Annotated in this window: 25 protein-coding genes; 5 read left to right on the plus strand and 20 right to left on the minus strand. The window is 36.5% G+C overall.

Annotated elements, in window-relative coordinates; all coding sequences use genetic code 11:
* Positions 1–64: 64 nt before the first annotated feature.
* Positions 65–679 carry a DUF624 domain-containing protein gene (locus PATL70BA_RS07245; protein WP_125136748.1) on the plus strand — a complete coding sequence of 205 codons (615 nt, stop codon included), beginning with the start codon at positions 65–67 and terminating at the stop codon, positions 677–679.
* Positions 680–753: 74 nt separating this feature from the next.
* Here PATL70BA_RS07245 and PATL70BA_RS07250 read toward each other — a convergent pair whose 3' ends face one another.
* The 8 genes from PATL70BA_RS07250 to PATL70BA_RS07285 all read right to left on the minus strand — a co-directional run bounded on the left by PATL70BA_RS07250 (position 754) and on the right by PATL70BA_RS07285 (position 11,759).
* The gene (locus PATL70BA_RS07250) at positions 754–3,294 is read right to left on the minus strand and encodes an EAL domain-containing protein (RefSeq protein ID WP_172596152.1); all 2,541 of its coding nucleotides are present in this window, start codon (positions 3,292–3,294) and stop codon (positions 754–756) included.
* A gap of 324 nt (positions 3,295–3,618) precedes the next feature.
* Positions 3,619–4,959 carry a citrate/2-methylcitrate synthase gene (locus tag PATL70BA_RS07255; protein ID WP_330510304.1) on the minus strand — a complete coding sequence of 447 codons (1,341 nt, stop codon included), beginning with the start codon at positions 4,957–4,959 and terminating at the stop codon, positions 3,619–3,621.
* A gap of 139 nt (positions 4,960–5,098) precedes the next feature.
* On the minus strand, positions 5,099–5,929 hold the full coding sequence (locus PATL70BA_RS07260; RefSeq protein ID WP_125136750.1) for a metallophosphoesterase: 831 nt from the start codon (positions 5,927–5,929) through the stop codon (positions 5,099–5,101).
* Positions 5,930–6,206: 277 nt separating this feature from the next.
* The gene (recQ, locus tag PATL70BA_RS07265; RefSeq protein WP_125136751.1) at positions 6,207–8,000 is read right to left on the minus strand and encodes a DNA helicase RecQ; all 1,794 of its coding nucleotides are present in this window, start codon (positions 7,998–8,000) and stop codon (positions 6,207–6,209) included.
* Positions 8,001–8,036: 36 nt separating this feature from the next.
* Positions 8,037–8,777: an HAD family hydrolase gene (locus PATL70BA_RS07270; protein ID WP_125136752.1), complete on the minus strand. Its 741-nt coding sequence runs from the start codon at positions 8,775–8,777 to the stop codon at positions 8,037–8,039.
* Between the two features lie 10 nt (positions 8,778–8,787).
* On the minus strand, positions 8,788–9,657 hold the full coding sequence (locus PATL70BA_RS07275; RefSeq protein ID WP_125136753.1) for a DMT family transporter: 870 nt from the start codon (positions 9,655–9,657) through the stop codon (positions 8,788–8,790).
* A 226-nt stretch (positions 9,658–9,883) separates the two neighbouring features.
* Positions 9,884–11,215: an NlpC/P60 family protein gene (locus tag PATL70BA_RS07280; RefSeq protein ID WP_125136754.1), complete on the minus strand. Its 1,332-nt coding sequence runs from the start codon at positions 11,213–11,215 to the stop codon at positions 9,884–9,886.
* Between the two features lie 286 nt (positions 11,216–11,501).
* Positions 11,502–11,759 (minus strand): SHOCT domain-containing protein, encoded by a 258-nt coding sequence (locus PATL70BA_RS07285; protein ID WP_125136755.1) that lies wholly within the window; start codon positions 11,757–11,759, stop codon positions 11,502–11,504.
* 169 nt (positions 11,760–11,928) lie between these two features.
* Between PATL70BA_RS07285 and PATL70BA_RS07290 the strand changes: the two genes are divergently transcribed.
* Positions 11,929–12,240, plus strand: a complete 312-nt coding sequence (locus PATL70BA_RS07290) for an ArsR/SmtB family transcription factor (protein WP_330510306.1) — start codon at positions 11,929–11,931, stop codon at positions 12,238–12,240.
* Positions 12,241–12,292: 52 nt separating this feature from the next.
* Positions 12,293–12,658: a PCI domain-containing protein gene (locus tag PATL70BA_RS07295; RefSeq protein WP_125136757.1), complete on the plus strand. Its 366-nt coding sequence runs from the start codon at positions 12,293–12,295 to the stop codon at positions 12,656–12,658.
* Between the two features lie 436 nt (positions 12,659–13,094).
* Here PATL70BA_RS07295 and PATL70BA_RS07300 read toward each other — a convergent pair whose 3' ends face one another.
* The 8 genes from PATL70BA_RS07300 to PATL70BA_RS07335 all read right to left on the minus strand — a co-directional run bounded on the left by PATL70BA_RS07300 (position 13,095) and on the right by PATL70BA_RS07335 (position 18,139).
* A complete protein-coding gene (locus tag PATL70BA_RS07300) occupies positions 13,095–13,499 on the minus strand; it encodes a hypothetical protein (protein WP_125136758.1) in 405 nt (134 codons plus the stop codon).
* 77 nt (positions 13,500–13,576) lie between these two features.
* Positions 13,577–13,996 carry a DUF3785 family protein gene (locus PATL70BA_RS07305; RefSeq protein WP_172596153.1) on the minus strand — a complete coding sequence of 140 codons (420 nt, stop codon included), beginning with the start codon at positions 13,994–13,996 and terminating at the stop codon, positions 13,577–13,579.
* 49 nt (positions 13,997–14,045) lie between these two features.
* On the minus strand, positions 14,046–15,080 hold the full coding sequence (locus PATL70BA_RS07310; RefSeq protein ID WP_125136760.1) for a threonine aldolase family protein: 1,035 nt from the start codon (positions 15,078–15,080) through the stop codon (positions 14,046–14,048).
* Between the two features lie 182 nt (positions 15,081–15,262).
* Positions 15,263–15,493 carry an acyl carrier protein gene (locus tag PATL70BA_RS07315; RefSeq protein WP_125136761.1) on the minus strand — a complete coding sequence of 77 codons (231 nt, stop codon included), beginning with the start codon at positions 15,491–15,493 and terminating at the stop codon, positions 15,263–15,265.
* A gap of 3 nt (positions 15,494–15,496) precedes the next feature.
* Entirely contained in the window at positions 15,497–15,685 is a 189-nt protein-coding gene (locus PATL70BA_RS07320) for a hypothetical protein (protein WP_125136762.1), read from the minus strand.
* Positions 15,686–15,984: 299 nt separating this feature from the next.
* Positions 15,985–17,451: a DUF4153 domain-containing protein gene (locus tag PATL70BA_RS07325; RefSeq protein WP_172596154.1), complete on the minus strand. Its 1,467-nt coding sequence runs from the start codon at positions 17,449–17,451 to the stop codon at positions 15,985–15,987.
* Between the two features lies 1 nt (position 17,452).
* On the minus strand, positions 17,453–17,665 hold the full coding sequence (locus tag PATL70BA_RS07330) for a helix-turn-helix domain-containing protein (protein WP_125136764.1): 213 nt from the start codon (positions 17,663–17,665) through the stop codon (positions 17,453–17,455).
* A gap of 12 nt (positions 17,666–17,677) precedes the next feature.
* The gene (locus PATL70BA_RS07335) at positions 17,678–18,139 is read right to left on the minus strand and encodes a DUF2975 domain-containing protein (protein WP_125136765.1); all 462 of its coding nucleotides are present in this window, start codon (positions 18,137–18,139) and stop codon (positions 17,678–17,680) included.
* Positions 18,140–18,418: 279 nt separating this feature from the next.
* On the opposite strand from PATL70BA_RS07335, the gene selD reads away from it, so the two are divergent.
* Together selD and mnmH are read left to right on the plus strand one after the other, a co-directional pair.
* Positions 18,419–19,450 carry a selenide, water dikinase SelD gene (selD, locus tag PATL70BA_RS07340; RefSeq protein ID WP_125136766.1) on the plus strand — a complete coding sequence of 344 codons (1,032 nt, stop codon included), beginning with the start codon at positions 18,419–18,421 and terminating at the stop codon, positions 19,448–19,450.
* Between the two features lie 11 nt (positions 19,451–19,461).
* Entirely contained in the window at positions 19,462–20,550 is a 1,089-nt protein-coding gene (gene mnmH, locus PATL70BA_RS07345) for a tRNA 2-selenouridine(34) synthase MnmH (protein WP_125136767.1), read from the plus strand.
* Between the two features lie 94 nt (positions 20,551–20,644).
* Here the strand turns inward: mnmH and yedF are convergent, their stop codons facing one another.
* The 4 genes from yedF to PATL70BA_RS07365 form a co-directional block, all read right to left on the minus strand.
* Positions 20,645–20,980 carry a sulfurtransferase-like selenium metabolism protein YedF gene (gene yedF / locus PATL70BA_RS07350; RefSeq protein ID WP_125136768.1) on the minus strand — a complete coding sequence of 112 codons (336 nt, stop codon included), beginning with the start codon at positions 20,978–20,980 and terminating at the stop codon, positions 20,645–20,647.
* A 30-nt stretch (positions 20,981–21,010) separates the two neighbouring features.
* On the minus strand, positions 21,011–22,078 hold the full coding sequence (locus PATL70BA_RS07355; protein WP_125136769.1) for a GGDEF domain-containing protein: 1,068 nt from the start codon (positions 22,076–22,078) through the stop codon (positions 21,011–21,013).
* Positions 22,079–22,225: 147 nt separating this feature from the next.
* Positions 22,226–23,878 (minus strand): FAD-dependent oxidoreductase, encoded by a 1,653-nt coding sequence (locus PATL70BA_RS07360; protein ID WP_125136770.1) that lies wholly within the window; start codon positions 23,876–23,878, stop codon positions 22,226–22,228.
* Between the two features lie 109 nt (positions 23,879–23,987).
* Positions 23,988–24,323, minus strand: a complete 336-nt coding sequence (locus PATL70BA_RS07365; RefSeq protein ID WP_125136771.1) for a hypothetical protein — start codon at positions 24,321–24,323, stop codon at positions 23,988–23,990.
* Position 24,324: the final 1 nt, after the last annotated feature.

The raw sequence follows: 24,324 nt of genomic DNA on the forward strand, positions 1-24,324 counted from the left end.
TTATAATGATAGGATAATACTGTTATAATAATGGTTAAGGTATAATAACAAAAGGAGATCATCTATGAATTTTTTCTCACTCGATAGCCCTTTTCACAAATATGGTACAATAATTTTTGATATGGTCTTGCTTAATTTTTTATGGTTAATAATCAGTGTTCTTTCTCTTGGCTTTCTTTTTCCACTTGCCAGTGCTGCTCTCTTCCATGGTATCTATCATGTTGTCATTTTGGAAGAAGGCTACACCTTAAAGACTTATTTTTCAGTATTTCATAAGAAAATAGTCCGAAGTCTGGGATTGACTGTAATGACTTTTTTGCTATACGGTCTATCTTTACTTAATATATGGAGTGTGTGGAGTGGTTATATCGACATCATTATTCTACTGCCCATCTATATGTTCTTACTTTTTGAAACCATGATTACCATGACTTTTTCATACGCTTTACTTGGGGAGACAGATATGACCTTCAAGCGGCTCATGAAATACGGTTTTTTACTGGCCAACAAACATCTGATTCCCTCACTAATATGCGTCATCACAATTGTTGCTCTTATTTTTGCCACTGCCTTTTCAGTGCTTGCACTTTTCTTTTTAGTTGCACCCGCTTATTGGCTTATGACAACCGTCATTCACAAAGGTGTCTTATCCAAGTACCATCTCGATAAGTTGATCTAGGAAAATATCTGTATATATAACCAATAAAAGAATCCCCTTGATGACCTTCCGGTCCATGGGGATTCTTCTTAATCTCATCTTCTTATGCCATGCAGGCTTACAGATTCTTTTCTTAGTTCGATGGCTTCATCTAAAGTTACTGGCTTTGAGAAATAATATCCTTGGGCGTAATCACATCCCAACTCAAACAGCAAATCTAGCTCTTCTTTCTTCTCCACGCCTTCAGCCGTTACTGATATTTCCATACTTTTTGCTAAGTTTATCATGGTTTTAACCATCTTATAGGCATCCGGTTCAAATCTAATCTTACGAATATAAGATGCATCAATCTTGATTTCATTGATATCCATTTTGTTAAGTATAACCAAAGAGGCATAACCTGTTCCAAAATCATCCAAATTAACATGGACACCAAAGTCTTTTAGTTCATTGATATTTTTTGATATTAGACCAATCTGATTACCTTTAAAACGATCTGTTATATCAATTTGTATCTCATTGGTGTTAATACCGTTATTCACGATAGATTTCTTAAGACCATCGATATGTTTTTCATTCATCAATTCCTTACTGGTTAAGTTAACAGAGATAAAACAACCTTGACCCGTTTCCAATTTAATACGTTTAACTGCTTTTAGCGCCAATTCCATAACCATGTGGCCTATCTCCAGAATCTCATCGCTCTCATCTGCAATGGGTATGAACTCTCTAGGTAAATAGCTGGAACCATTTATAGAATGCCATCTTAAAAAGCCTTCAAAACCAATAATTTTCATGGTCTTAAGATCTATAATTGGTTGATACAAAAGACCCATTTCGTCATCAAAATCAGCTGTTTTAAGAGACATTTCAATGCTATTATGGCGTTCAACCTTCTTTTGAATGGATTTTTCGTAGAAGATATAACGCCCATTACCACTTTTGTCTTTTTTCGCTTCATACATGGCTTGATCTGCTTCTTTAAGCAGTATATTGAAATCCCTATACTTAGATATGTTATCCACAATACCAATGCTTGAGCTTACAGTTATACTCAGGTCATCCACCAAAATGGGTTTGGCTATTTCTTTTTGAAGACGCTTTATCAATTTTACGATTTCTCTTCGATCATGGTTAACAAATAAAATTGCAAACTCATCTCCACCCATTCTGGCAACAATATCACCATCTCTAACAGAACTTTTGAGCCTGTGCCCGATTTCTCTTAAAACATCATCTCCAACAATATGGCTATAATTGTCATTGACTTCCTTGAAATAATTCAAGTCTATTAAAGCAATTGAACGATTTTGCGGATTCACTATTTCTCTTTGGTTGTTCAAGCTTCCTTTAAGCTGTTCTAAAAAATATTCCCTGTTATATAAGCTTGTATTTGTATCATGCTTCGCTTGATACATGATTTTTTTTGTATTGTTAATTTTTGTAATGCCGCTTTTCACTTGTTCTGCAATTGTATTAATGTATTTTAGTGCAACTTCATTGGCATCAATCCATTCTTTGATGACCACAAGCATGATTTTGTCGTTCATTGGATAGGCGACTACGGAGCCCATATTATTATTCATAATGATATAGTCTTCTTTACGATTCTTCTTTATAATCTTTCTAAGTGACTTCAATAGCGTCTCAATCTGATTCTGGTCAAAACTTTTTTCGCCTTCACCATAAAATTCAATATATGAAGCATCAAAGTCCTCACCAGCAATACACATCAATCTAAGTTCAAAATATCTTTTCAAATACATATGCGCTTTATTATACATATCTATAACTGATTCTGATACATTAATATGCTTTGACATCTCTAGTAGAGACGCACTCATTCCTTCTGCTCTTTTTTGCTCTGTTATGTCCAGTAACGTCAAAACCATACCAATGGGTTGACCGACTTGATCAAATACTGGGAAATAACGTATGAGTTTATAAGAATCATCTTCAAACTTCCGCTCAAACTTATAAGGTTTTTTTGTTACCAGTACCTGGTCCATAGGACAATCCGGACAGTTTTCCTTAAGTCCGTAAATCTCTTTGTAACAAAGACCGGATGCTTTCCATATGAGTAGATCCCTATCTGCAACACTGTTTTTCCATTGAATTTCATAGTCTAAATTAACATATATGATGGATTCAGAAATACTTTCTAGAATGAGACTTTTTTGCTGTTCAGACACTCTTAAGCGACTCATAAGACCACTTAATTCTAAATCTGTATCGTATTGATGACAAGCATCGTTAACCAATTGAATAAGACTATCTTCATCCCAAGGTTTTTTTATTATATTATATACATCACTATGATTGATGATTTTTTGAGCAAAGTCAATATCCATTTTACTCGCCATCAATATCATCTTAATGCTCTGATGCTTCCTTTTTATTGTATGGATTAACTCAAGTCCATTCATATCACCTACCATATAATCTGTGATAAGCACACTTGTATCTATATTAATGTCACTCAGAGTCCTTATAATATCCATGGCTTCATTGGAATTTTCTGCCATTTCTATAACATACTCCTGTCCAAAGTTAACACTTAACAATCTCTCCAAGCTTAAAATCTGATCTATGGATTTTCCCACACATAATATCGCTTTATGATGTACATTAATCATTGCTTCACCTCCATTCCTTTCATCCAAAAGACCGGTTACATTTACTCTATCGTATATATAAGTTGAGTCATTGATTGAATTATAATAAGTAAGAAAAGGTAAAAAAAAACATGTTATAAAAACAACTTTGTTTTTATGCATGCCCACATCAAAATGTCACTTATATAAAATTATGGTCCAATACTATTATACCACAATCCTAACCTAGTTGTCTTAAATATTTATTTTTCTACGTTGCATATAACTGTTTAAATTATGAGGTATACTTTAAGTGTGATTTTTCATAAAAAAGGATGGTACCTAAGTACCATCTCATTCAAACCTCTATTTTCTCTGACTTAAAGGGACATAGGTCACTTTAGGCGCTACACTTTTATAGGCAGGTCGTATGATCTTCCCCTGATTCACAATTTCTTCAATTCTATGGGCACACCAACCGGATATTCTAGATACTGCAAACAAAGGTGTGTATAACTCTTCTGGTATGCCAAGCATTCGATATACAAAACCGGAATAGAAATCTACATTGGCAGATACACCTTTATACATTTTTCTATGCTTCTCGATGATAGAAGGTGCAAGTCGTTCTACTGTATCAAATAGTTCGAATTCCGCTTCTAGGCCTTTTTCCTGTGCCAGCGTTTTTACATAACTCTTAAATATAACTGCTCTTGGATCTGAGACTGAATACACTGCATGCCCGACGCCATAAACCAATCCGGTTTTGTCAAAGGCTTCTTTATTCACTAATCTTTCAAGATAAGTAATGACTTGACCTTCATCCTCCCAGTTTTCCACATTCTCTTTAATATCCTCAAACATTGCAGTAACCTTAATATTTGCCCCACCATGTCTTGGCCCTTTTAAGGAACCTATGGCTGCGGCTATAGCCGAATAGGTATCTGTGCCTGAGGAACTTACCACATGCGTTGTAAAAGTAGAGTTATTACCTCCACCGTGTTCAGCATGTAAAACCAATGATAAATCTAAGAGTTCTGCTTCAAGTGGTGTGAATTTATTATCCGGTCTAAGCATGTATAGTATATTTTCTGCAATACCCAGATCCTTATGAGGACTATGTATAAATAGACTTGTATTGCCATGGTAGTGTGCATACGCTTGATAGCCATAAACCGCTAATAAAGGTAACTGTGATATAAGTTGCATACTTTGTTTTAGTATGTTGTCAATAGAAATATCATCAGGATCTTCATCATAGCTATAAAGACTCAATACAGATCTTGCTAATACATTCATGATGTCTTTACTTGGTGACTTCATAATCATGTCGTTGACAAAAAAACTAGGTAATGTACGATATTCCAGTAATTGTTCTTTAAATATCCCCAGTTCTTTAATATTGGGAAGTTCTCCAAAAAGAAGTAAATATATGGTTTCTTCAAAACCATGTCGCCGATCTCTTAAAAAACCATCGACCAAATCTTCTATATCGATACCTCTATAGATTAGCCTTCCGGGTACCGGGACAGTTTCACCTTCATCAATAATGTAGGAATGAACTTCGCCAATTCTTGTTAAACCGGCTAAAACCCCTTTACCACTAATATCTCTAAGCCCTCTTTTGACTTCAAATCTTGTATAAAGTTCCCTGTCAACTACATTACAGGCTATTGCCATCTCACTCCATTTTTTTATTCTATCCACAATATCACCCTTTCATTCATGATTCGAACCATTCATATGCACGTATCTTTTCATCCATCAGTGTGTTAACGTGCGAATCTGAATCTATTCTATCACTATACGAAAGAAAAATCAAACCTACTTACTATTAAGCCGTATTTTAATACCATTCAATGACAACGACTTCCGGCGGATTAAATACCCGAGGTAATCTTGGACTAAATGAAAGACCACGACTTACGATTAGATCTGTTTCCTCTGTGTAGGCATAATAGCCACCTGCATACTTAGGAAAAAAACCTTGGTTTGGGGCATATAATCCGTTTAATAAGAATGGTATTCTAACTTGACCACCATGAGCGTGTCCACTTGCAACAAGATCAAAGCCATAACTTTCATATACCTCTATATGCTCCGGACGATGGCTTAGTAGTACCTTATAACCTTCTTGACTGTTTATATCTTCAACACGACTTAAGGACCTATTAAGAGCTTCTTTGCCACTGTATGCTAGTGTCGCATCCGGATCAATGACACCTGTTATTGTAATCTTACTATCTCGGATACTAAGGGTAACAGATGTGTTTTCTAGAATTGTTACACCATAAGATTGAATCGTCTCAAACACCAAATCTGGATCATCATGCCAATATTCATGGTTACCTGAAACATAATAGATTGGATATTCTTTGTGAATACCTTCAAGAAATTCAACTGCACCTTGAATCGATTTATTCTCATCCATCAGATCTCCGGTTATCCAAATCATGTCCGGTGCTTCTTCTTTTATCATACGAATAAGCTTACTCTGTGCGGTTCCGTATTTGCTGCTATGTAAATCGGATATATGAATCACTTTCAGATCAGAAATTTCTTGTTTTCCATCTATCTTGTAATATCTATAAATCGGTTGATTCCAAAAGACAAGCATTAATAAACAGATTATAACAATGATGCCTACCCATCTCCTAAAAATTTTTAGGCCTTTCATTTATTCACCTCGTTTTGAATATTAGTTCGGATTATTATCCCATATATGATATAAAAAAGCAAACGCCAAGTCACTTAGTATAAGCCCTAGACAATTAAGGACTTTCCTAGAGAACAAAAAAAATAAGCACCTAATAAGGTGCTTGTAAAGGATGAGGGGGAGAGTATTTAATACGTAAGAGGTAACTCATTCTTACCATTAATATAATACACTATACTCATAAATAGTCAATACCAAATCATAATTTTCTACTAAAATTCAATAATGTTCATAATGTTCATTCGTTACTGTCAACGTAATCCTCTATAACTTTCAAGAATTGCTCACCGTATTTTCTAAACTTGCTTTCTCCCACACCACCTATCGCCATTAAGCTGATCTTGTCTTTTGGTTTTTGACTGGCCATTGCTTTTAATGTCTTATCGTGAAAGATCGTATAGGGGGGTAATTTTGTTTTGACTGCTATGATTTTTCTAAGGGCTTTTAACCGATCAAACAACTGATCTGATGACTCAATAGCTACGATCTCAATACGGTTAGAGTACACCTTTTTGTTACCATACAGAATAGATTCTGCCTCTTGAGTCACTTTAATAACCGGATAACCGTCCTGAGTCATATGTAAGTATCCCTCTGCGATTAATAGATGAATCATTTCTTTGATTTGTATTAAAGTATATTCTCTAAGAATACCATAGGTTGAGAGCGATTCAAGTGGCGTACCTGATACTTTTTTAGACTTTGAGCCTTTAAGCACTTCTGCTACAATAGACACCCCATATCTTTCTTTCATTCTCAATATGCAAGATATGATTTTTTGGGATTCTGTGGTGATGTCGACTCGGTGAGCTTTTCCATCACAATTGCCACAACCATCACACATTTCCTCACTGGACGCCTCACCAAAATGGCCAAGTAACTGTACCCTTAAGCAGGTATTAATATGACAATAATTCACCATCTTCTGAAGCTGTGCAAATCTGTATTTTTTTCTTTCAGGTGATATATCCGGTGTTTCTTCTATTAAAAACCTTCTAAGCTTCTGATCTCCCGGCCCATACAATAATATGCATGCGGATTTTTCTCCATCTCGTCCGGCTCGGCCGGCCTCTTGATAATAAGATTCAATATTCTCCGGCATATTATGATGTATTACATATCTTACATTGGATTTATCAATGCCCATACCGAAGGCATTTGTGGCCACCATGACTTTGTAGTCATCATAGATAAAGCGCTCTTGATGGCGCCGCCGTTCATCCATACTCATGCCACCATGATACATGCCTACAGCTATATGCATACGTTCAAGTGCATGGTATAGCATCTCTGTTTCTTTCCTCGTACCACAATAGATTATACCTGAGCTTTCACTATTCTTCTTAACATATTGTCCGATATAACGTTTTTTATTGACGCCTTTTAGGACTGAAAAGTGTAGGTTCTTACGGTCAAAACCGGTAACAAAAACCTCAGGCTCATACAAAGCCAACTGGTCCATAATATCATCGCGTACCAACTCTGTAGCCGTTGCTGTTAAAGCCGCAATAACCGGTCTATATGGCAATTTGTTCAATATGTTGGCAATATTTCTATAACTTGGCCTAAAATCATGTCCCCACTGGGAAACACAATGGGCCTCATCAATGGCAATAAAATCAATTGTATTATAACGGATAATATCTCTAATTAAACGACTTTCTATGCGTTCTGGGGCAATATAGATCATTTTATAGCGCTGTGCCTGAATGCCTTCATACCTATCTGACATCTCTACTTCGTCAAGTGCACTGTTAATATAGGTTGCTTCTATGCCCATATCTCTTAAGGTATCAACCTGATCCTTCATCAAGGAAATCAAAGGTGATATCACCAAAGTAACCCCCGAAAAAAGTAAGGCAGGAATCTGATAACATATAGATTTTCCACCACCTGTAGGCATCAAGATGAGCGTATCTTTTCTATTTATAATGCTCTCTATCGCCAGTCGTTGGCCTTCCTTAAAATCGGTATAGCCATAATATTTTTTTAGACATAATTCTATTGTCTTTGTCTCACTAAAAGTATTCATTTGATTCCTCCGCTTGGTCGAGCTATTATTGAAAACTTAATTCTTGTTTTCACCTATTTGAATACTATCCGGAGACAAATGATAAATCATATCTTTGCGTTCAACTACAATTTTTATCTTATCTCTTACGGTCAAATCCTTGTCAATTTTTTGGAGCAATTCTCTTGTCGGATTCATAGCTATGGGATGGCCGACCGACTTGAGCATCTCAAAGTCTCCTGCTGTATCACCATATGCATAAGATTCACTCAGTTCTATGTTATATTCTGACACAAGATTCTTAAGTGCCACCTTTTTATTCTGACTGTCCCACATAGGACGAACCGCACCTGTATAATAATGCTCATCGTCCATCTCATAGACGGATCCAATATAATGATCAAATTCGAATTTTTCACTGATTTCCCGAACCAGCTCAAAAGGCGATCCTGATATGGTTATAATCTTATGGCCTTGGTTTTTGTGCCATCTAATCTGATCTCTTGTATATGTATAGACACGGTCACCATTTTGTTCAATTACCTTATTTGCTATAAACTCTACTTGAGTTCTATGAAGACCTCGTATCGCATCAACATATATTTCTGCCATTCTAACTAAGTAGTCGTCGTAATTGCCGATGCGTTTGTCCCACCTGTTGTATTTTTCCCTTAGTTCCTTGTACCATACTTCGCTACTTATGATATCTGATTTAATCATTTTCTTGAAAATGGCTGTAATCATGCCTTCTCGATATAATGTACCGTCAATATCAAAAAATGCTGCTACCTTACCCATACAATCACCTCTATTCTTGAGATTTCTCCGATAGGTATAAACCCATTAATATTAATAGTGTTCCGATTAAAGTCATGTATGTAATTTTCTCTTTAAGTACCAATGCAGACATGATTGTTGTAACAACCGGTATAAGATAAATATATTGATTGGTCTTAACCGGGCCGATGGCCTTAATGGCATTATTCCATAGGATAAATGCCAGGGAAGAAGCGACAATCCCCAGAAAGAGCATACTCGCAACGATTCTAGCGTTGATCACTTCAAAAGTAACCGGCTGTCCTTTGACCACCACAACAAATAGGAGCACCAATAGACCATATAAAAACACTTTTCGCGTCAGTTGAATCATATGATAATCTTTCGAAGTTTTTTCCATCAAGACGGAATAGATCGCAAACATAGCCGCGGCGCCAAGCGCAAGGAAATCTCCAATAGGCTCAACCCCTTCAAACTTACTACCATTAATGATAATTAGGAAAACACCAAGATAAGCCAAAATAAATCCAATGATGCTTTTTAGTGTAAAAAAATGTGTTTTATAAACAATCATAGATAGTATACCTGTTAAGAGAGGTATTGTTGCCACAATCAAACTTACATTCGATGAATAGGTATGCTGCAAAGCTGTGTTCTCAAAAACAAAATAAAATGCAAGTGCACCACCTATAAAGAGAAAAAGTATTTCCTCTTTAATAGAGGTCGGCTTTTTGAATTTCGGATATAGTAATGTTAGAAATACGATAGCCAAAAGATAACGTACTACCAAAATCTGTAATGGTGTGAACTGATTCAGCAATATCTTGCTCACAATAAATGTAGAACTCCAAATGGTAATCGTTGTTACGGCATATATATGTCCTTTAATGGATGTTTTCATGATGCACCTTATACTTTCTCTATTTTCTTCTCATCATTTTAACATAAATTACTAGATTTCTCATCTTGAATCTTAAAAAAGATCAGGTTAGTCCCCTAATCTATATTCAAGATACCGCCATAGCCTTGCTAAATAGAACATAAAATTAAGTAAAATAGGAAGTGTCTCAATAAAATTGAGGCACTTCCTATTTCTATATCTTTATAATAAAATGTATTATCAATATCTAATTAATAACGCTTCTATACCCAATAATAGGTTCACGCATGTAACCATCCAAAGCAGTAATTCTCACACCATAAGAAGAGGTAGCATGAATAATCTGACCGTCACCAATAAAAATGGCCACATGTGAGATGGAACCGCCATAACCATAGACAACCAAGTCTCCAGGGAGAAGTTGATTTCTAGTCACTGCTTTACCATTTTTGCCCTGTCCTCTTGAAGATCGGTCAAGTGCATATCCGAACTTCGCAAATATTTGGCTGGTATAACCTGAACAATCGACACCACCTGTTAAGCTGGTACCACCATAGCGGTAGCGTGTGCCTATGAAATTCTTTGCATAAGCAACAATCTGGTTTCTTACATCGTTTACCGGTTGATTTGGATCATACTTATGGATGTAGTCTTTATGGACATAGCCTGTTATTTGACCGGACGACTTCACTTGATACCAAGCATCTATTTCACCAACAATGGTTACTTCTTCATTAGAGCTAAGTTTTCCGATGATATTGTTTGGATTGGTTAAATCCGGTTCAGATCTTAGGTTCAATATACTTGCTGTCACTATTGCCTTTAATTGCATAGGTGGTGCAAGTGCAATCTTAGCTGCCGCTGTTTCCAGAGTGATGGTGTCATCTTCTTCATAGTTTTCAAGTCGCTCTTGCCATGCATCTTCTAAAAGATCCTCGTCCATCATACGTTCAAAAACTCTGTAGTTCATAATTATGGCTTGCTCTGACGTACTGTAGCCATCCGGATTGATATTCTCATCACCTGTCCCGGAAACAATCGTATTAGCAACCGCTAAATTGATGCTTTTTGTAGCCCAGCTTGAAATGGCCTGTTGATCATTAAATTCAGGGGTGCTTTTACTTGGTGTTAAGATCTCTACTTTGTTTTCATCTTCTATTTTTTCTATCATGCGTACCATCATAACAACCATTTGTTCTCTCGTTACTAACGCTTCAGGAACAAAAGTTTTTTCAGTGATGCCTGAAGCAATACCTGCTTCAAATGCTTTCAATATAAAAGCTTTGTTGGTGTCTTCAAATGGATTTTTTACCGCTTCTATATCTATAATGCTATTGGTAGATGCTTCATAGGTTTTTACCAACAATTCAACATATGCTTCTCTTGTTAATTTTTTCTGATAATCTTGTGCTAATGTATCCGTTACAAGATTAATCTCAACAGCGGATTCGATTTCCTGAGTTGCCCAAGAAGATGGTGTCGCTGCCTGTGCACGCATACCCACCGATAAGCCTAGTGTTACCAAGGTACAAATGCCTAGTGCTCTCACGCAATGCTTTTTGATTGGTGTCCCAAACATGTTAGCCTCCTTGAAGTAAAATATCTTTTTCTTGAAACATGCTCTCTTATAAAATAGCAAAAGATTAGGTCTCAATTATTTCACCTCATTAACCAACATTATAGAGAAGTTCTAATAATAAGTCAATAAAGATTTAATGAATATTTAATGAATTAAAACAAGAAGAATTAGTTCAAATCCCCGTTTTAAAGCTTTGTTAGTATTTTCGACGATTACTTTTGTTAATAAATATTTAACAACTTAACTCCAGGCATTCACTTAAGTCATGCTGATAGCCTGTTCATAGCTACTGATTATATAAATCTTTTCTCATCTGTAAGAACACTTCTCTTGTAATTTCACCGCTTGCATAGCGTCTGTTTAGAATATCTTCAGGCTGATCTATGGAATGTAATGCCTCCGCTTTTATATCATGTGTATCGTTTAAAAAATACCGTCTAACAAGTCCTTTAGGGCCAAAAAATATGTACATCATGAACAGCATCATTGAAAAACCTATAAGCGGAAATACCCACATACCACCCCACCAAAAAAATGGTCCCATTTATTCAACATCCTTTCAAATTTATAATATCCTCATCATAACATACATACCTAGTAATATCAATCATGGTTTATATAAATATGTATTGATATTTATGACTTTATCTTATATACTATAAAGAAACTAACATACCATAAATTGTTATAAAGGTGGTGAAACTATCGATAACTTGTCACAACTCTTCAAGCTACTCAGTGATCATAGTCGGCTCATGATATTATTTGCACTTGAAGCGGAGCCATTATCTGTTTCAAAGCTCATTGAAATCACCGGATTGTCTCAACCTCTGGTCTCTTTTCACTTAAAAGTACTTAGAGAAGCCAATTTGGTTTTGACCCAGAGACGTGGTACTTTTGTCTATAACGCCATTTGCGATCAAAGCTTAATACCTCTCATCCGAGAATTCGAAAAGTATCAACCTGAGACATCAACCGATTCAAGTCCATTCCCATTTAATTGTCCACCTTGGCATAATGCATAGACATAATGATACCATCAATAATCATACTAAGAATAAATAGGAGGTACTCCCAATGGATATGAACAACTGTTGTGGTGATAGCGGCAAAGACGAAGGAGATATGGCAGGTAAAATGGAAGGCATGCCCAAAATGATGGGCGGCGGCTTTAATCCCAAGGATATGTGCAAGCAAATGACAGAAAGCATTACAACCACCGCAAGGATGGCCGGCTTTGCCACACCTGAAGTCCAAGTTATTTTTGAAGACTGGGTTCTTGAAGTAGAAAAAGAAATCATGCAATTTATAACATTAGATGTCGACATCACACCTGCAAAGATTGCTGATCATTTGAAAATAAGTGAAGATAGTGTTTTGTATTTCATCAGCAAACTTATTCGAGACAAAAAAATCGTTGTCACCGGTCTAGCCCTTAAATAGAATTATGAAAAAAGTATAGCGAACCACTGGCTATTTGTTGTAGTATCGTTTGACCGAACTCAATGCTATAATCGTAGATGTGTAAATTCCAATAAAATTAAAATCGTATACCCTATATGACACTCAAATACCAAGTACTAATATTCGAATAAACCAACATCGACCATGAAGTTCCTGGAATCAGTATGTGTAATGGAGCAAGTCTGCAAGGATGCAGACCGCCGACGTTTGGTGCAGGACGCACCAACAGGAGGCCGTAATTATACATACTGTGGAAGGGTTTTCATGGGACCACCTTAATAATCACATTAATCATCTACTTGTGTTCTATAAAATAGCAAAATTTATATAAGGCTGAATCAGATATCAATATTCTGAGACAGCCCCTTAATTTAAACTCATAGTCATCTTACTACGATAGAGTTCTCTTGAACCCTTATAACCTATAATCCGCCTGAGCACCTACATCTTTTACCACTGAAGCTTCTTTAGGATTCTGTGCATAAACTTGATAGTGCTGTATCATCTGATGCCTTTTGAAACCGGGAATACCCGAATCTTCACCCACTCTTGATGTCGCATTACTGTGCTTTATTTCAAGGTTTTCACTTCGACTTCTATTAATCGTCGCACCTTGTTCAAAAGCATGACTTGCAGATACCCGATTGGTTTGTTCCTGTGATGCCTTGATGTCATCTGTATTAGGTTTGTTACCTTGCTCTATTAATAAACCCTTGCTCTCTGTTGGAGGCTGAGTTTTATTACGACCTGTAGTCCTGTCTGATTTTGGCGACACAGACATGCTTTCATATGCACGAATACCCATAGACCTGATGTTCATTCCATCACCTTCTTTAGTCATCTTATTCAATAACTTTACTATGATTAGAATACCATAGTTATATGAACAATATGTGTCTAAAAGAGACCGTATTCCAACTCAATGGTATAGTCACCACAGACTTGGCAGACATTGATACTTACAATATAAGTACCATCCACAATCCCTTCATTTAACAGTCGCGGCAAAGTCTTTTCTTCATAAGCCTTCGATAGACTGCTCATAACATACTTCCCCGCCTTAGCAAATAAATAAAAATGGAACTCAAGAAATCGATCCGAATTGCTCTTATCACTTTTGTTATTATGACAGGCTTCACAACCCTGATCATAATACTCCATAGAAAAATCAACGAGATCACTTTCATGAAGTAGTTCTAATATTTCTTCCACAGTGATGCCCGAAAGTGGATTGTCTTCATCGTTTAAGAATATGCTGCATTTCTCACTGTCCAATATGATTTTTTTATCCTTGTACATCCATTCGTAACTCGACATTGTTTTGACTCCTTTCATTTACCATAACGTTTATTTAAATGATTATTGTTTAATTATTTTGGTTCAGTTCTTTTATTGCCTTAATAAGATCTTCAACCTCCTCAAGGTTTGTATCAAAAGACGTTACCAATCTAACCATACCGCTTTCTTCTTCCCAAGTCATCTGGTAGAAATAAAAAGTTGTCAAGAGTCGGTCAATCCATGTCTGTGGCATTTTTACAAACATCATATTCCCATATGGAATACTCATAAATTCAAGTCTTTCAATGTCTTTAATTTCTTCATAGAGCTTTTTCATCATGTTGTTTGCTTTATGCGCATTTTCAAGATAGAGGTCATCTTTTAAGAAAGCAATGTACTGAGCACTAATATAACGCATCTTGGACATAAGTTGCATGCCTTGTTTTCTGGTGTATTTTAAACTGTTACTTGTTGACCGATCAAATGAAACAATAGCTTCACCATACATCATGCCGTTTTTGGCACCACCAAAGGAGAGCACATCAACACCTGTCTCTCCAATCATCTCATCCATACTAATACCCAGAGCAGCTACCCCATTGGCAATCCTAGCACCATCTACATGTAATAATAAATCATGGCTATGGGCATAATCGGCTAATGTTTTTATTTCTTCTGTGGTATAAAGCGTTCCAAGTTCAGTAATCTGACTTATAGAAATAACTTTGGGTTGATTGTGATGCTCGTTGCCTTTATCCAATAAGAATCTGTCAATGGCTTCAGGTAGCAATTTGCCATTAACATGAGGCACCGTTAAGAGTTTCGCACCTGTATAACGTTCAAAAGCCCCACATTCATCTACATTAATATGTGCTGTATCCACACAAATTACCGCTTCATAAGATTTAAGCAATGTACTTAACCCAATGATATTGGCACCTGTTCCATTAAGAACCAAGCTGACTTCACAAGGCTGACTGAAGAGAGCCTTGATTCTATCTATCGCTTCTTTTGTAATCGGATCATCACCATACGGAATGGCATGTTCCTGATTGGCTTTAACAATCGCTTCCATTATTTTAGGGTGTACACTGGCTGTATTGTCACTTTTAAAAGTCTTCATATTGGGTCTCCATTCTGTTTTGTCATCCTGAATGTCTTCACTTTTCACATTCTACTTTAACCTTCTTTAATTATATCATAATCATGGTTTTTTGAAGCATTTTCTTTGAGTAAAGCAAGAAAAGGTCTTCTCGAGAGCTAAAAAAAGGTCAAGACCATCGTCTCAACCCTAACATTTTCATACTATAATATTTCTTTTAAATAACTGATTAAGTGTTTAACTTTTTTGAATTGACTGTAATCAAGATTTACCAAGTCGATATCATATTCTGCTTCTAATGCTTCAAGTACCTCCACCAAATCATCTTCATCCATTTGAAGATCATCTTCAAAATCCATAGATGTACTGACTTCATTTGGGTCACCATGCCCAATGACTTCTGCAATTATGCCTTTAACCACGTCTGTTATCATAGTTTACTCCTCATATTCATAATCATATTCATCAAAATCGTAATCTTCGTACTTTACATTTTTAACAACTTGTCTTGAGGGCTTTTTAATTTTTTTTGGCATTTTTTCGTCTGTTTGCAACCTCAAATTACGTCTTCTTCTCTCTTTTTGAATAAGAAATGTTTCAAAATCCAATGGTTCTTGCCTTTCCATTTTTCTCTCCTCGTTGAAAATCGTTTACGCCATTAGCTTAGTCACCCATTTTTCAAAGCTACATAAGATCCCCTGAATGGTAATCCCATATAAGAACGGGCTCAGAGCCCTATTCCCATATTTTCATTATAATCAATGATTCAAACTAGTCAAGCATTATTTTATCTTCTAAAATGGTATCTATAATGAATGTAAAAAAAAGACCTAGAGAAGAATAAAGAGAAAAACAAAGACAAAAAAATATACCTCAAATCCAAAGAATGTGAGGTGATTTCTTATTACTTCTAAATATATGTATATTAATGATCTGTTGGTGTGACGGATAAGGGGAAAAGTTGTTTTTTGGCTTCACTGGCCGATGCTATACTTTTACTATATCTGTGGTTATATTCAAAAAACCATTTTTCTTCCTTATTCAGAATGATGTCTAGAATTCGCCCTTCATAGGCTTGCATCGTCACATCAATTTCCATCTTTTCCCCATGTGTGTTCATATATTCAATCAAATCCGGCATAGCATCTTCAGATAACGTTGTTAAATAATACAAATCTAATTTACCTGTCACTTCATATTGTCTTAAGTTATTACGAACAATCACGGCATCAATGTTCACAAAGCTGATGACCAGATAATAGACAAGTCCAACCATAATTCCCCATTCAATCACCTTATAATTCGGCTTCCAGATTCCAAGCGCTATTAAGCTCATAAAAATCGCCATAAAGAGAAGAATTAAGTAAACATAAAGCCTAAGCCTCGTGTAACCATACATCGATTCGTAAAGGAACATCTTGTAAAATGAAGAAGCCATCATAATATAAGTGCAAATAACAGTCACTGTAAGACTCATTCGAATGGCCAAACTGCTTTTCACAAATTTCTTCACAAATAACACACCCATAGTATTTAGTATACTTAGTACTAAAAGTTCAAAAAAGCCTTCTCTCGCATAACTGGCATAATCGTAGTTTTTTAGCAATTCTGTGGATTGAGCCAGAAAAAGAAATCGAATCTGTACATACGCAAAGATTACATAGAGTAGATTCAAAAGCAACAAAACAGTAACACCAACCAAAACCGGAATGACTTCATGGTTTACTACAGGCGAAACACCGATTTCTCCTTTTTCCATTTTCATTTGATTTGATCGAATCAAGTAGATACTTAGCCCATAGAAGAAACAAGCTATGATGATAAAGACAAAAATCCTTTCAACAGTATCCCATATGATATCCGTTTCTAGAAATTCAAACCCTTGATGCATAAGCTCTCCAAACGCAGCATCGGCACTGGTCATCAATGCAGATGCAACCAACAATATAGGAAGTGCTATAACTAAGCCTATACCGATTTGCTTAAAAATACCGGCATGTTTATTGTAGGCTTTTGAACCATGATTGAAATACTTAAAAAAGTTAGACAGTGCACCTACAAAATGATTAATCCCTTCTACTAAATATGTTGGCCATTTAAAGGTTACATGACTATAACTTAAAGTCATGAGCAAACCGATTAATAAAAGTGCTGATAAAACTCTAATAATATCCACAGTTGTAACCGCAAAATTAAGACTGAGTATAATGACATATGCACTCACATAGAAAAACACTTTCCCTACTGGTAGCTTTGCTTCTTTTTTAAAATGCCACACAGCAGCAACCGTCAGAACTGTAACCATAAAAACCGAAATACCAAAATCTTGATCCACAAAAAACAGTGTTGACATTAAAGCAATAACCGTTGCATATATCCATGATTTTGACATATTATAAATCCTCCTCTTCATAAACCAACAGGTCGCCCGGTTGGCAGTTTAACACTTCACATATTTTTTCCAAGGTAGAAAACCGTATGGCCTTGGCTTTATTGTTTTTTAGAATAGAAAGATTAGCATTGGATATACCCACTTGCTCGGCAAGTTCCCCAAGACCCATCTTCCTTTTTGCCATCATCACGTCCAAATTCACCATGATACCCATTGTGTCATCTCCTTAGATTGTCAGATCATTTTCATTTTTATAATGAATCGCTTCCTCAAATACATCAGCAAGGACAAAGCAAAACAAGGCTGCCAAAGCAAACACAAAAATCACAATCAAGGTAAGAAAAGTAAAAAAGAAAATGGCTTTTGTTGTAAATATAATCCCAATAATAAATGCCGATACCCCAATACGTTTTAGACTTGTAACATTTCTCATAATAAACGGGGTATTGGCCACACAAGAATCAAAAATACGTCTAAGTTCATACAAAACAGCCAGGGCTAATAATCCACTTGCGTACAGTACGCCTAGAAAATAATTTCTAACAAAGGTAATCCCTGTAAATGCAAAAGCATAATTAATATAATCGGCTACGATCCAAGGCAAAAAGATCAAACTGATTACTGCCACAACCATCAGCAAGACCATAAGGACACTTAATATTCTTGGTAACCATACTCTTTTCTTCATAATACCACCTCATTTGTTATTTTCGCTGTTACTTTCAGCATTTTTATTTATAGCTATAATAGCATATATTTTTTCTTTTATCAATACATTTTTATTGTTTATCGATATAATTTTATTGAAAAAGGTCTAACTCTTGATTCAAAACTCTTAAGGAACCCCTCTGGATCAGTATGGTCGTATATGGATAATTATGTTATAATAACGGTTAATGTGAAGATTCAACTATATAGTTTTGACATATTAACCATTACTTAAAAATAAAAAATTAGAGGTGAAACTATGAGCGAAATAAAACTAACAGAATATAGCCATGGCGCGGGTTGTGGTTGCAAAATCTCTCCTGCCATTTTAGATACAATTCTAGAGACTTCAAGACCTATCATTCCGGATCCAAAGCTTCTAGTAGGCAACAGCAGTAAGGATGATGCCGCTGCGTATGACCTTGGCAATGGTACTTCCGTCCTTAGTACAACGGATTTTTTTATGCCCATTACAGATGATCCTTTTACCTTCGGTAGAATATCCGCTACCAACGCACTCAGTGATATTTACGCCATGGGTGGTAAGCCATTAATGGCTATTGCTATCTTAGGATGGCCCCTTGATAAATTGGCGCCAGAGATTGCACGGGATGTTATTGATGGTGGCCGAAGTGCTTGTGAGGAAGCCGGCATTCCATTAGCCGGTGGGCATTCTATTGACTCGCCTGAGCCTATTTTCGGTCTGGCTGTTACAGGCATTGTTAATAATCATCAGCTTAAGCAAAACAATAAAGCCAAAGCAGACTGTAATATCTTTCTAACAAAGCCTCTTGGTATCGGCATTCTAACTACGGCTCAAAAACGTAAAAAAATCGAAGACGGTCATATTGATGCTGCTATAGAAGCTATGTGCACCTTGAATAAAATTGGTGGTGAATTGGCTACTATTGATGGCGTTGTTGCTTTAACGGACGTAACAGGTTTTGGACTTCTAGGTCATTTGACTGAGATCTGTGAAGGCAGTGGTATATCCGCTCAAATTCAATTTGACCAAGTACCTTTTTTACCAAACACCAAGAAATACCTATCTCTTGGTTGTATTTCCGGCGGTACACGCAACAACTTTAAGAGCTATGGTCATAAAATCGCACCTATGACAGAAGATCAACAGCATCTGCTCTGTGATGCTCAGACGTCCGGTGGTTTATTGGCGATTGTTGAAGATGAGAGCACCGCTGCATTTTTAGAAATAACCGCTAAAGCCGGCTTAGATCTTAAACCTATTGGTCGTACCACGTCCCTTGGTCAACACTTTGTCACTGTGGTATAGAGGGTATGTCTATGGAAACCAGCCATGATTTCTTAAGCATTGTTCTTGATGAGCGTCCATTGATTGATGTTCGAGCACCGATTGAATTTCAAAAAGGTGCTTTTAAGCATGCTGTGAATCTACCGATTATGAACGACGAAGAGCGACATGCTGTTGGTATTAAGTATAAGGAAGATGGGAATGCTGCCGCCACCGACCTAGGTTACAATCTTGTCAGCGGAGAAGTCAAAGCATCACGAGTCACGGCTTGGATTCAGTTTATTGAAGAAAACCCCACGGCTATGTTGTATTGTTTTCGTGGTGGTTCTAGATCTAGAATCAGTCAAGAATGGCTTCATGATGCCGGCAAAGATATTATTCGTCTTGAAGGTGGTTATAAAGCCTTCAGGCAATACTTACTCTCAGAGCTTATGCCCCGGGCACAAATAGCCAAGCCCATTATATTAGGTGGCTGCACTGGTTCCGGCAAAACTTTAATATTAAAAGACCTTAAAAATGCCATCGATCTAGAAGCCATCGCTCACCATCGTGGTTCCTCCTTTGGTCACCATATAGATGAACAACCTACGCAAATCGACTTTGAGAACAACCTGGCCTATGCCTTGATTCAACACAAGTCAAAAGGCTATAAACATGTCATCTTGGAAGATGAAGGTAAAAATGTTGGCAAAAGATTCCTTCCTACCGATTTGGTCGCCCATTATAAAACAGGTGACTATGTAATTGTAGAAATCCCCCTAGAAGAAAGGGTGCAGATTACCTTACAAGAATATGTGATTGAATCTCAAGCCCATCATATTGAGCGATTTGGTGAAGGTCAAGGTTTGAAGCTCTGGTATGATTATATTCTCGCCAGTATGCATCGCCTCGAGAAAAGATTTGGTGGTGATCGACTGAAGATTGTGGTCGAACTTTTCAAAGAAGCCTATGACACACAAGTGATTAGTGGCACTTATATATGCCACGAACCATGGATTACTATGTTTCTTAGAGACTACTATGATCCAATGTACAACTTCCAAATGTCTAAAGTACAACACCATGTAGTTTTCAAAGGTAATAGGGATGATGTTCACAGCTATTTGGAAGCACTAGATTAGATTAAGTCAAAGCCAATAAAAAAAGGTGCTTATAAGCACCTTTTTTACGTATATCAGTAAGCCAATTTCGACCATGAAGTTCCTAGAATATACCTCATATCGTTATAACCTTTTTTGCCTTCATCATGATGTCAACAATCTCTTCCATATTAGAAATACGTCCGGTGGTCATAGATGCACGCATATCATAAGCATCTATACAGGTACCACATGCAATGATTTCCACACCCTTTTCATCTAAACCATGCATCACATCCATATAGCCATTTTCTTTAGATAAAAGTCTGACACCTGAGTTATAGAGTATAACGAGTTCCGGACTTTCTCTTCTTGCCCATAGTTTTTTCAAAAATGCGCCCATTAGTTTATGTCCTAAATCATCATCACCTGAACCCATTTTATCGCTATTAATTACAATTATATTTTTCATAGTATCTCCAAATTCATTTAATTTTATCAATTATATTGCCGCTACGTCCACTTCACGCCAACTGACTACTTGGTTCTTACCTTGTTCTTTTGCAATCTTTGTCGCCTTTTCAGCATAATAAATAATTTGATCCACATCACGTCCATCTATGGGGTAACTGGCTACGCCAATAGATACTGTGGTTTCAAAAAGGAAATCCTCTTGTTGACTTTCAATTCTAGCACGTATACGTTCTGCTAGTGTCTCACCAATCACATGGTCTGTGTTTTCTAAAATCACTATAAACTCGTCACCACTTAGCCACCTGAAAACCTTGTCCTCATCTCTTATGGCTTCATTAATAATCGTGCCTAGCTTTTTAATCATCTGATTGCCGGCTTGATAGCTTACATCATTATAATACCTAAGGTCGTCCCCATCAATAAACAAGACACAATACTGATCCGTCTTTCTTCCTGTTCGCGTGACCCTATTGGCCAAGTACTGATTTGCTGCTTTAGCATTGGGCAGACCTGATATTTCATCAATCAAAGCATAATTATAGACTTCTTCATAATAATCTAAAGATTGTCTGAACCTATTGATGACACCGCCAAGGATGTTTCTAACCATACCTTCACCGGAGTACTTGAGGCTACTATCTACTTTTTTATCTTCCTTAACCACAAACATATAATAATCCTCTAAGGAAGTAATCGGCTCTTCATATGCATATAAAATCGAATGCAATGTTATGTCATGATAACCATTTTCTCGCATTTCTTGGCGATAATAATTCTTTGCCTCATCCAATACATCTTCAATGAAGGCCTCGTTACTGTCTTTGATTATGATTGTGAAAGCATCGCCTTCTGTCCGATAAACAATTTCCCTTGGGAAAAACTGACACAAAACTCGGGCCGCTGTTCTTATAATCAGATCGCCGGTTTCTCTACCTGAATCCCGATTGAGTTCACTTAAATTTGTGATATCAAAAATACAGATAATACCACTGGTCCCAAAAAGAGTGGTGTAATCTTCTTCAATGAATTGAATGAAATTTTTTAGTCGTGTTAAGGGGTCTACATGTAGATCCCTATGCAGAACAAATTCATTCATATTAATCTCCCATCATACAAAAGCCTTTAGATTCTATATCTGTAAACCTATGATCTATTCAGCTTATTGATTCCATGTAACATTCTACGCTTTATTTCACTTCCTGACAAGTCCCAAGTTGTAAAATTCTACAATCAATTTTATTATTTAGTTTTTTTTATGTTTTTTTATGTTTTTTTCCGCAGTTTTATGACCGCCTGAAATATTATATACTTCCTTAAAGCCATGATTCATTAATATATTTTGCACCGCGTTTCCCGTGGTTCCCTTATTGCAATATGTAATGATGATGATTTCTTTATCTAGGTCCTTTAAATGCAATCTAAAGTTTTCGTGAGGCATGTTAATAGCACCTGCCACATGTTTCTTCTCAAATTGTTTGGGTATCCTTGCATCAATGATTTTATAGGGTTTACCGGATGCTTTAAGCTTCTCGAGTTCATCAATTGTCATAAGTCGACGTTCTTTGTGAATGGCGTTATCCAGTATCATACCTGTATACATAACCGGATCTTTTGTAATTGAAAATGGTGGTGCATAACCTAAGTCCAAATGAAAAAGATCTTCTGCCTTTGCCCCGTAAGTAATGGCTGTTACAAAAACATCCAGTCGCTTATCAACGCCGTCTTCTCCAATGATTTGAACACCTAATAGTTTTCCTGTTATTTTATCTGCAATTGCTTTAATAACCAGTTCTTTACCACCCATATAGAATGGTTTGCTGGGTTTTATATTATGGCTAACTACGACCGAATATCCAAGTGCCTTTGCTTCTTTTTCAGATAGCCCTGTCTGAGCTACAGCCAAATCAAAGACTTTAAAAATACCGGTTCCAAGTATACCTCTAAACAATAAATGCCCACCGGATATATTTTCTCCAGCAATTCTACCTGTCTTGTTAGCGGTTGATCCAAGAGGTCTAAATACCGGCTTGCCAGTAACCACATGGTACTGTTCAATACAATCACCACAGGCGTAAACATCTGTAATATTGGTTTCCATTCTCTGATCTACGATTATTGCACCGGATTCTCCTGTAGCTATACCCCCGGCTTTTGCTAAAGTCACTTCGGGCTTCACACCTGTCGCCACAACAATCATGTCACCATGAACCATTTGTCCATTTTGCAGCTTGACACCATCTTCTAGGATGGTTTCAACTCTGGCGCTTAGCATTACTTTTACATCTTTTTCTATTAGATGTTCCTCAACATAGGTTGCCATATCTGCATCTAGCCCAGGTGTCACTTGATCTAGCATTTCTATCAATGTAATGTCTATGCCGATGTTTTTCAAGTTCTCACAAAGCTCCAATCCAATAAAACCACTTCCAATAATAATCGCTGACTTTGGCTTATTGCTATCAATAAATCCTGTGATTTTAAGCATATCTTGAATATTTCTTAATGCAAAAACATGTTTCTGATGAATGCCCTCAATGGGTGGCATAACAGATACAGCACCTGTTGCTATTACCAAGCGGTCATAATAATCCTCAAAAATCTCATTATTGCTTAAGTTCTTAACCCTTATTGTTTTTGAGCTTGTATCTAGGTCTATGACCTCATGAGATATATGTATATCTATATTATATTTCTTTTTGAAAAATTCAGGATCTCTTGGTGTAAGTTCTTCTTTATCTTCTACTTCGCCACCGATAAAATAAGGCATGCCACAACCGGAGTAAGATATATCCTGATCTTTTTCATAAATGACAATCTCCGAATCCTCATCATTTCTTCTAGCCTTTGCTGCTGCTGATGTACCCGCTGCTACTGCACCGATTACTATAATTCTCATATGACACCATCCTTTCAAAACAAAACATGATTGTGTATAAAGTTATGAAGCACCTTCTTATAGAAAGTGCTTCATTTACTTTGTCTCTATTATATAACAGTTCTCTACATTATGCCTTAGTTATATCATTATAAATAGCTTGACTGGATATCCCACCATAAAACCTTAATTTGTCATTAATTTGAACGTATGGAATTGGAAATTCTTTTTTCATCAAATCAACAACCTCAGATTCATCATCTAGATCGTTTTCCATAACATCGATAAATTCAAACTCTAGATTATCCATTTTGCCACTTAGATCTGCTACCATCTCATCATACATCTCACCCATGGTGGCTTGAGGGCCACAGCCTTCCGGGCCACAACCACAACCGCCGCTTTGTGCCGGCGCATCATTTTTTAGTCCATACACTATGATTTTTGTTTTTGTTTGATTTTCCATA

It is taken from the genome of Petrocella atlantisensis, assembly GCF_900538275.1.
Classification (GTDB): domain Bacteria; phylum Bacillota; class Clostridia; order Lachnospirales; family Vallitaleaceae; genus Petrocella; species Petrocella atlantisensis.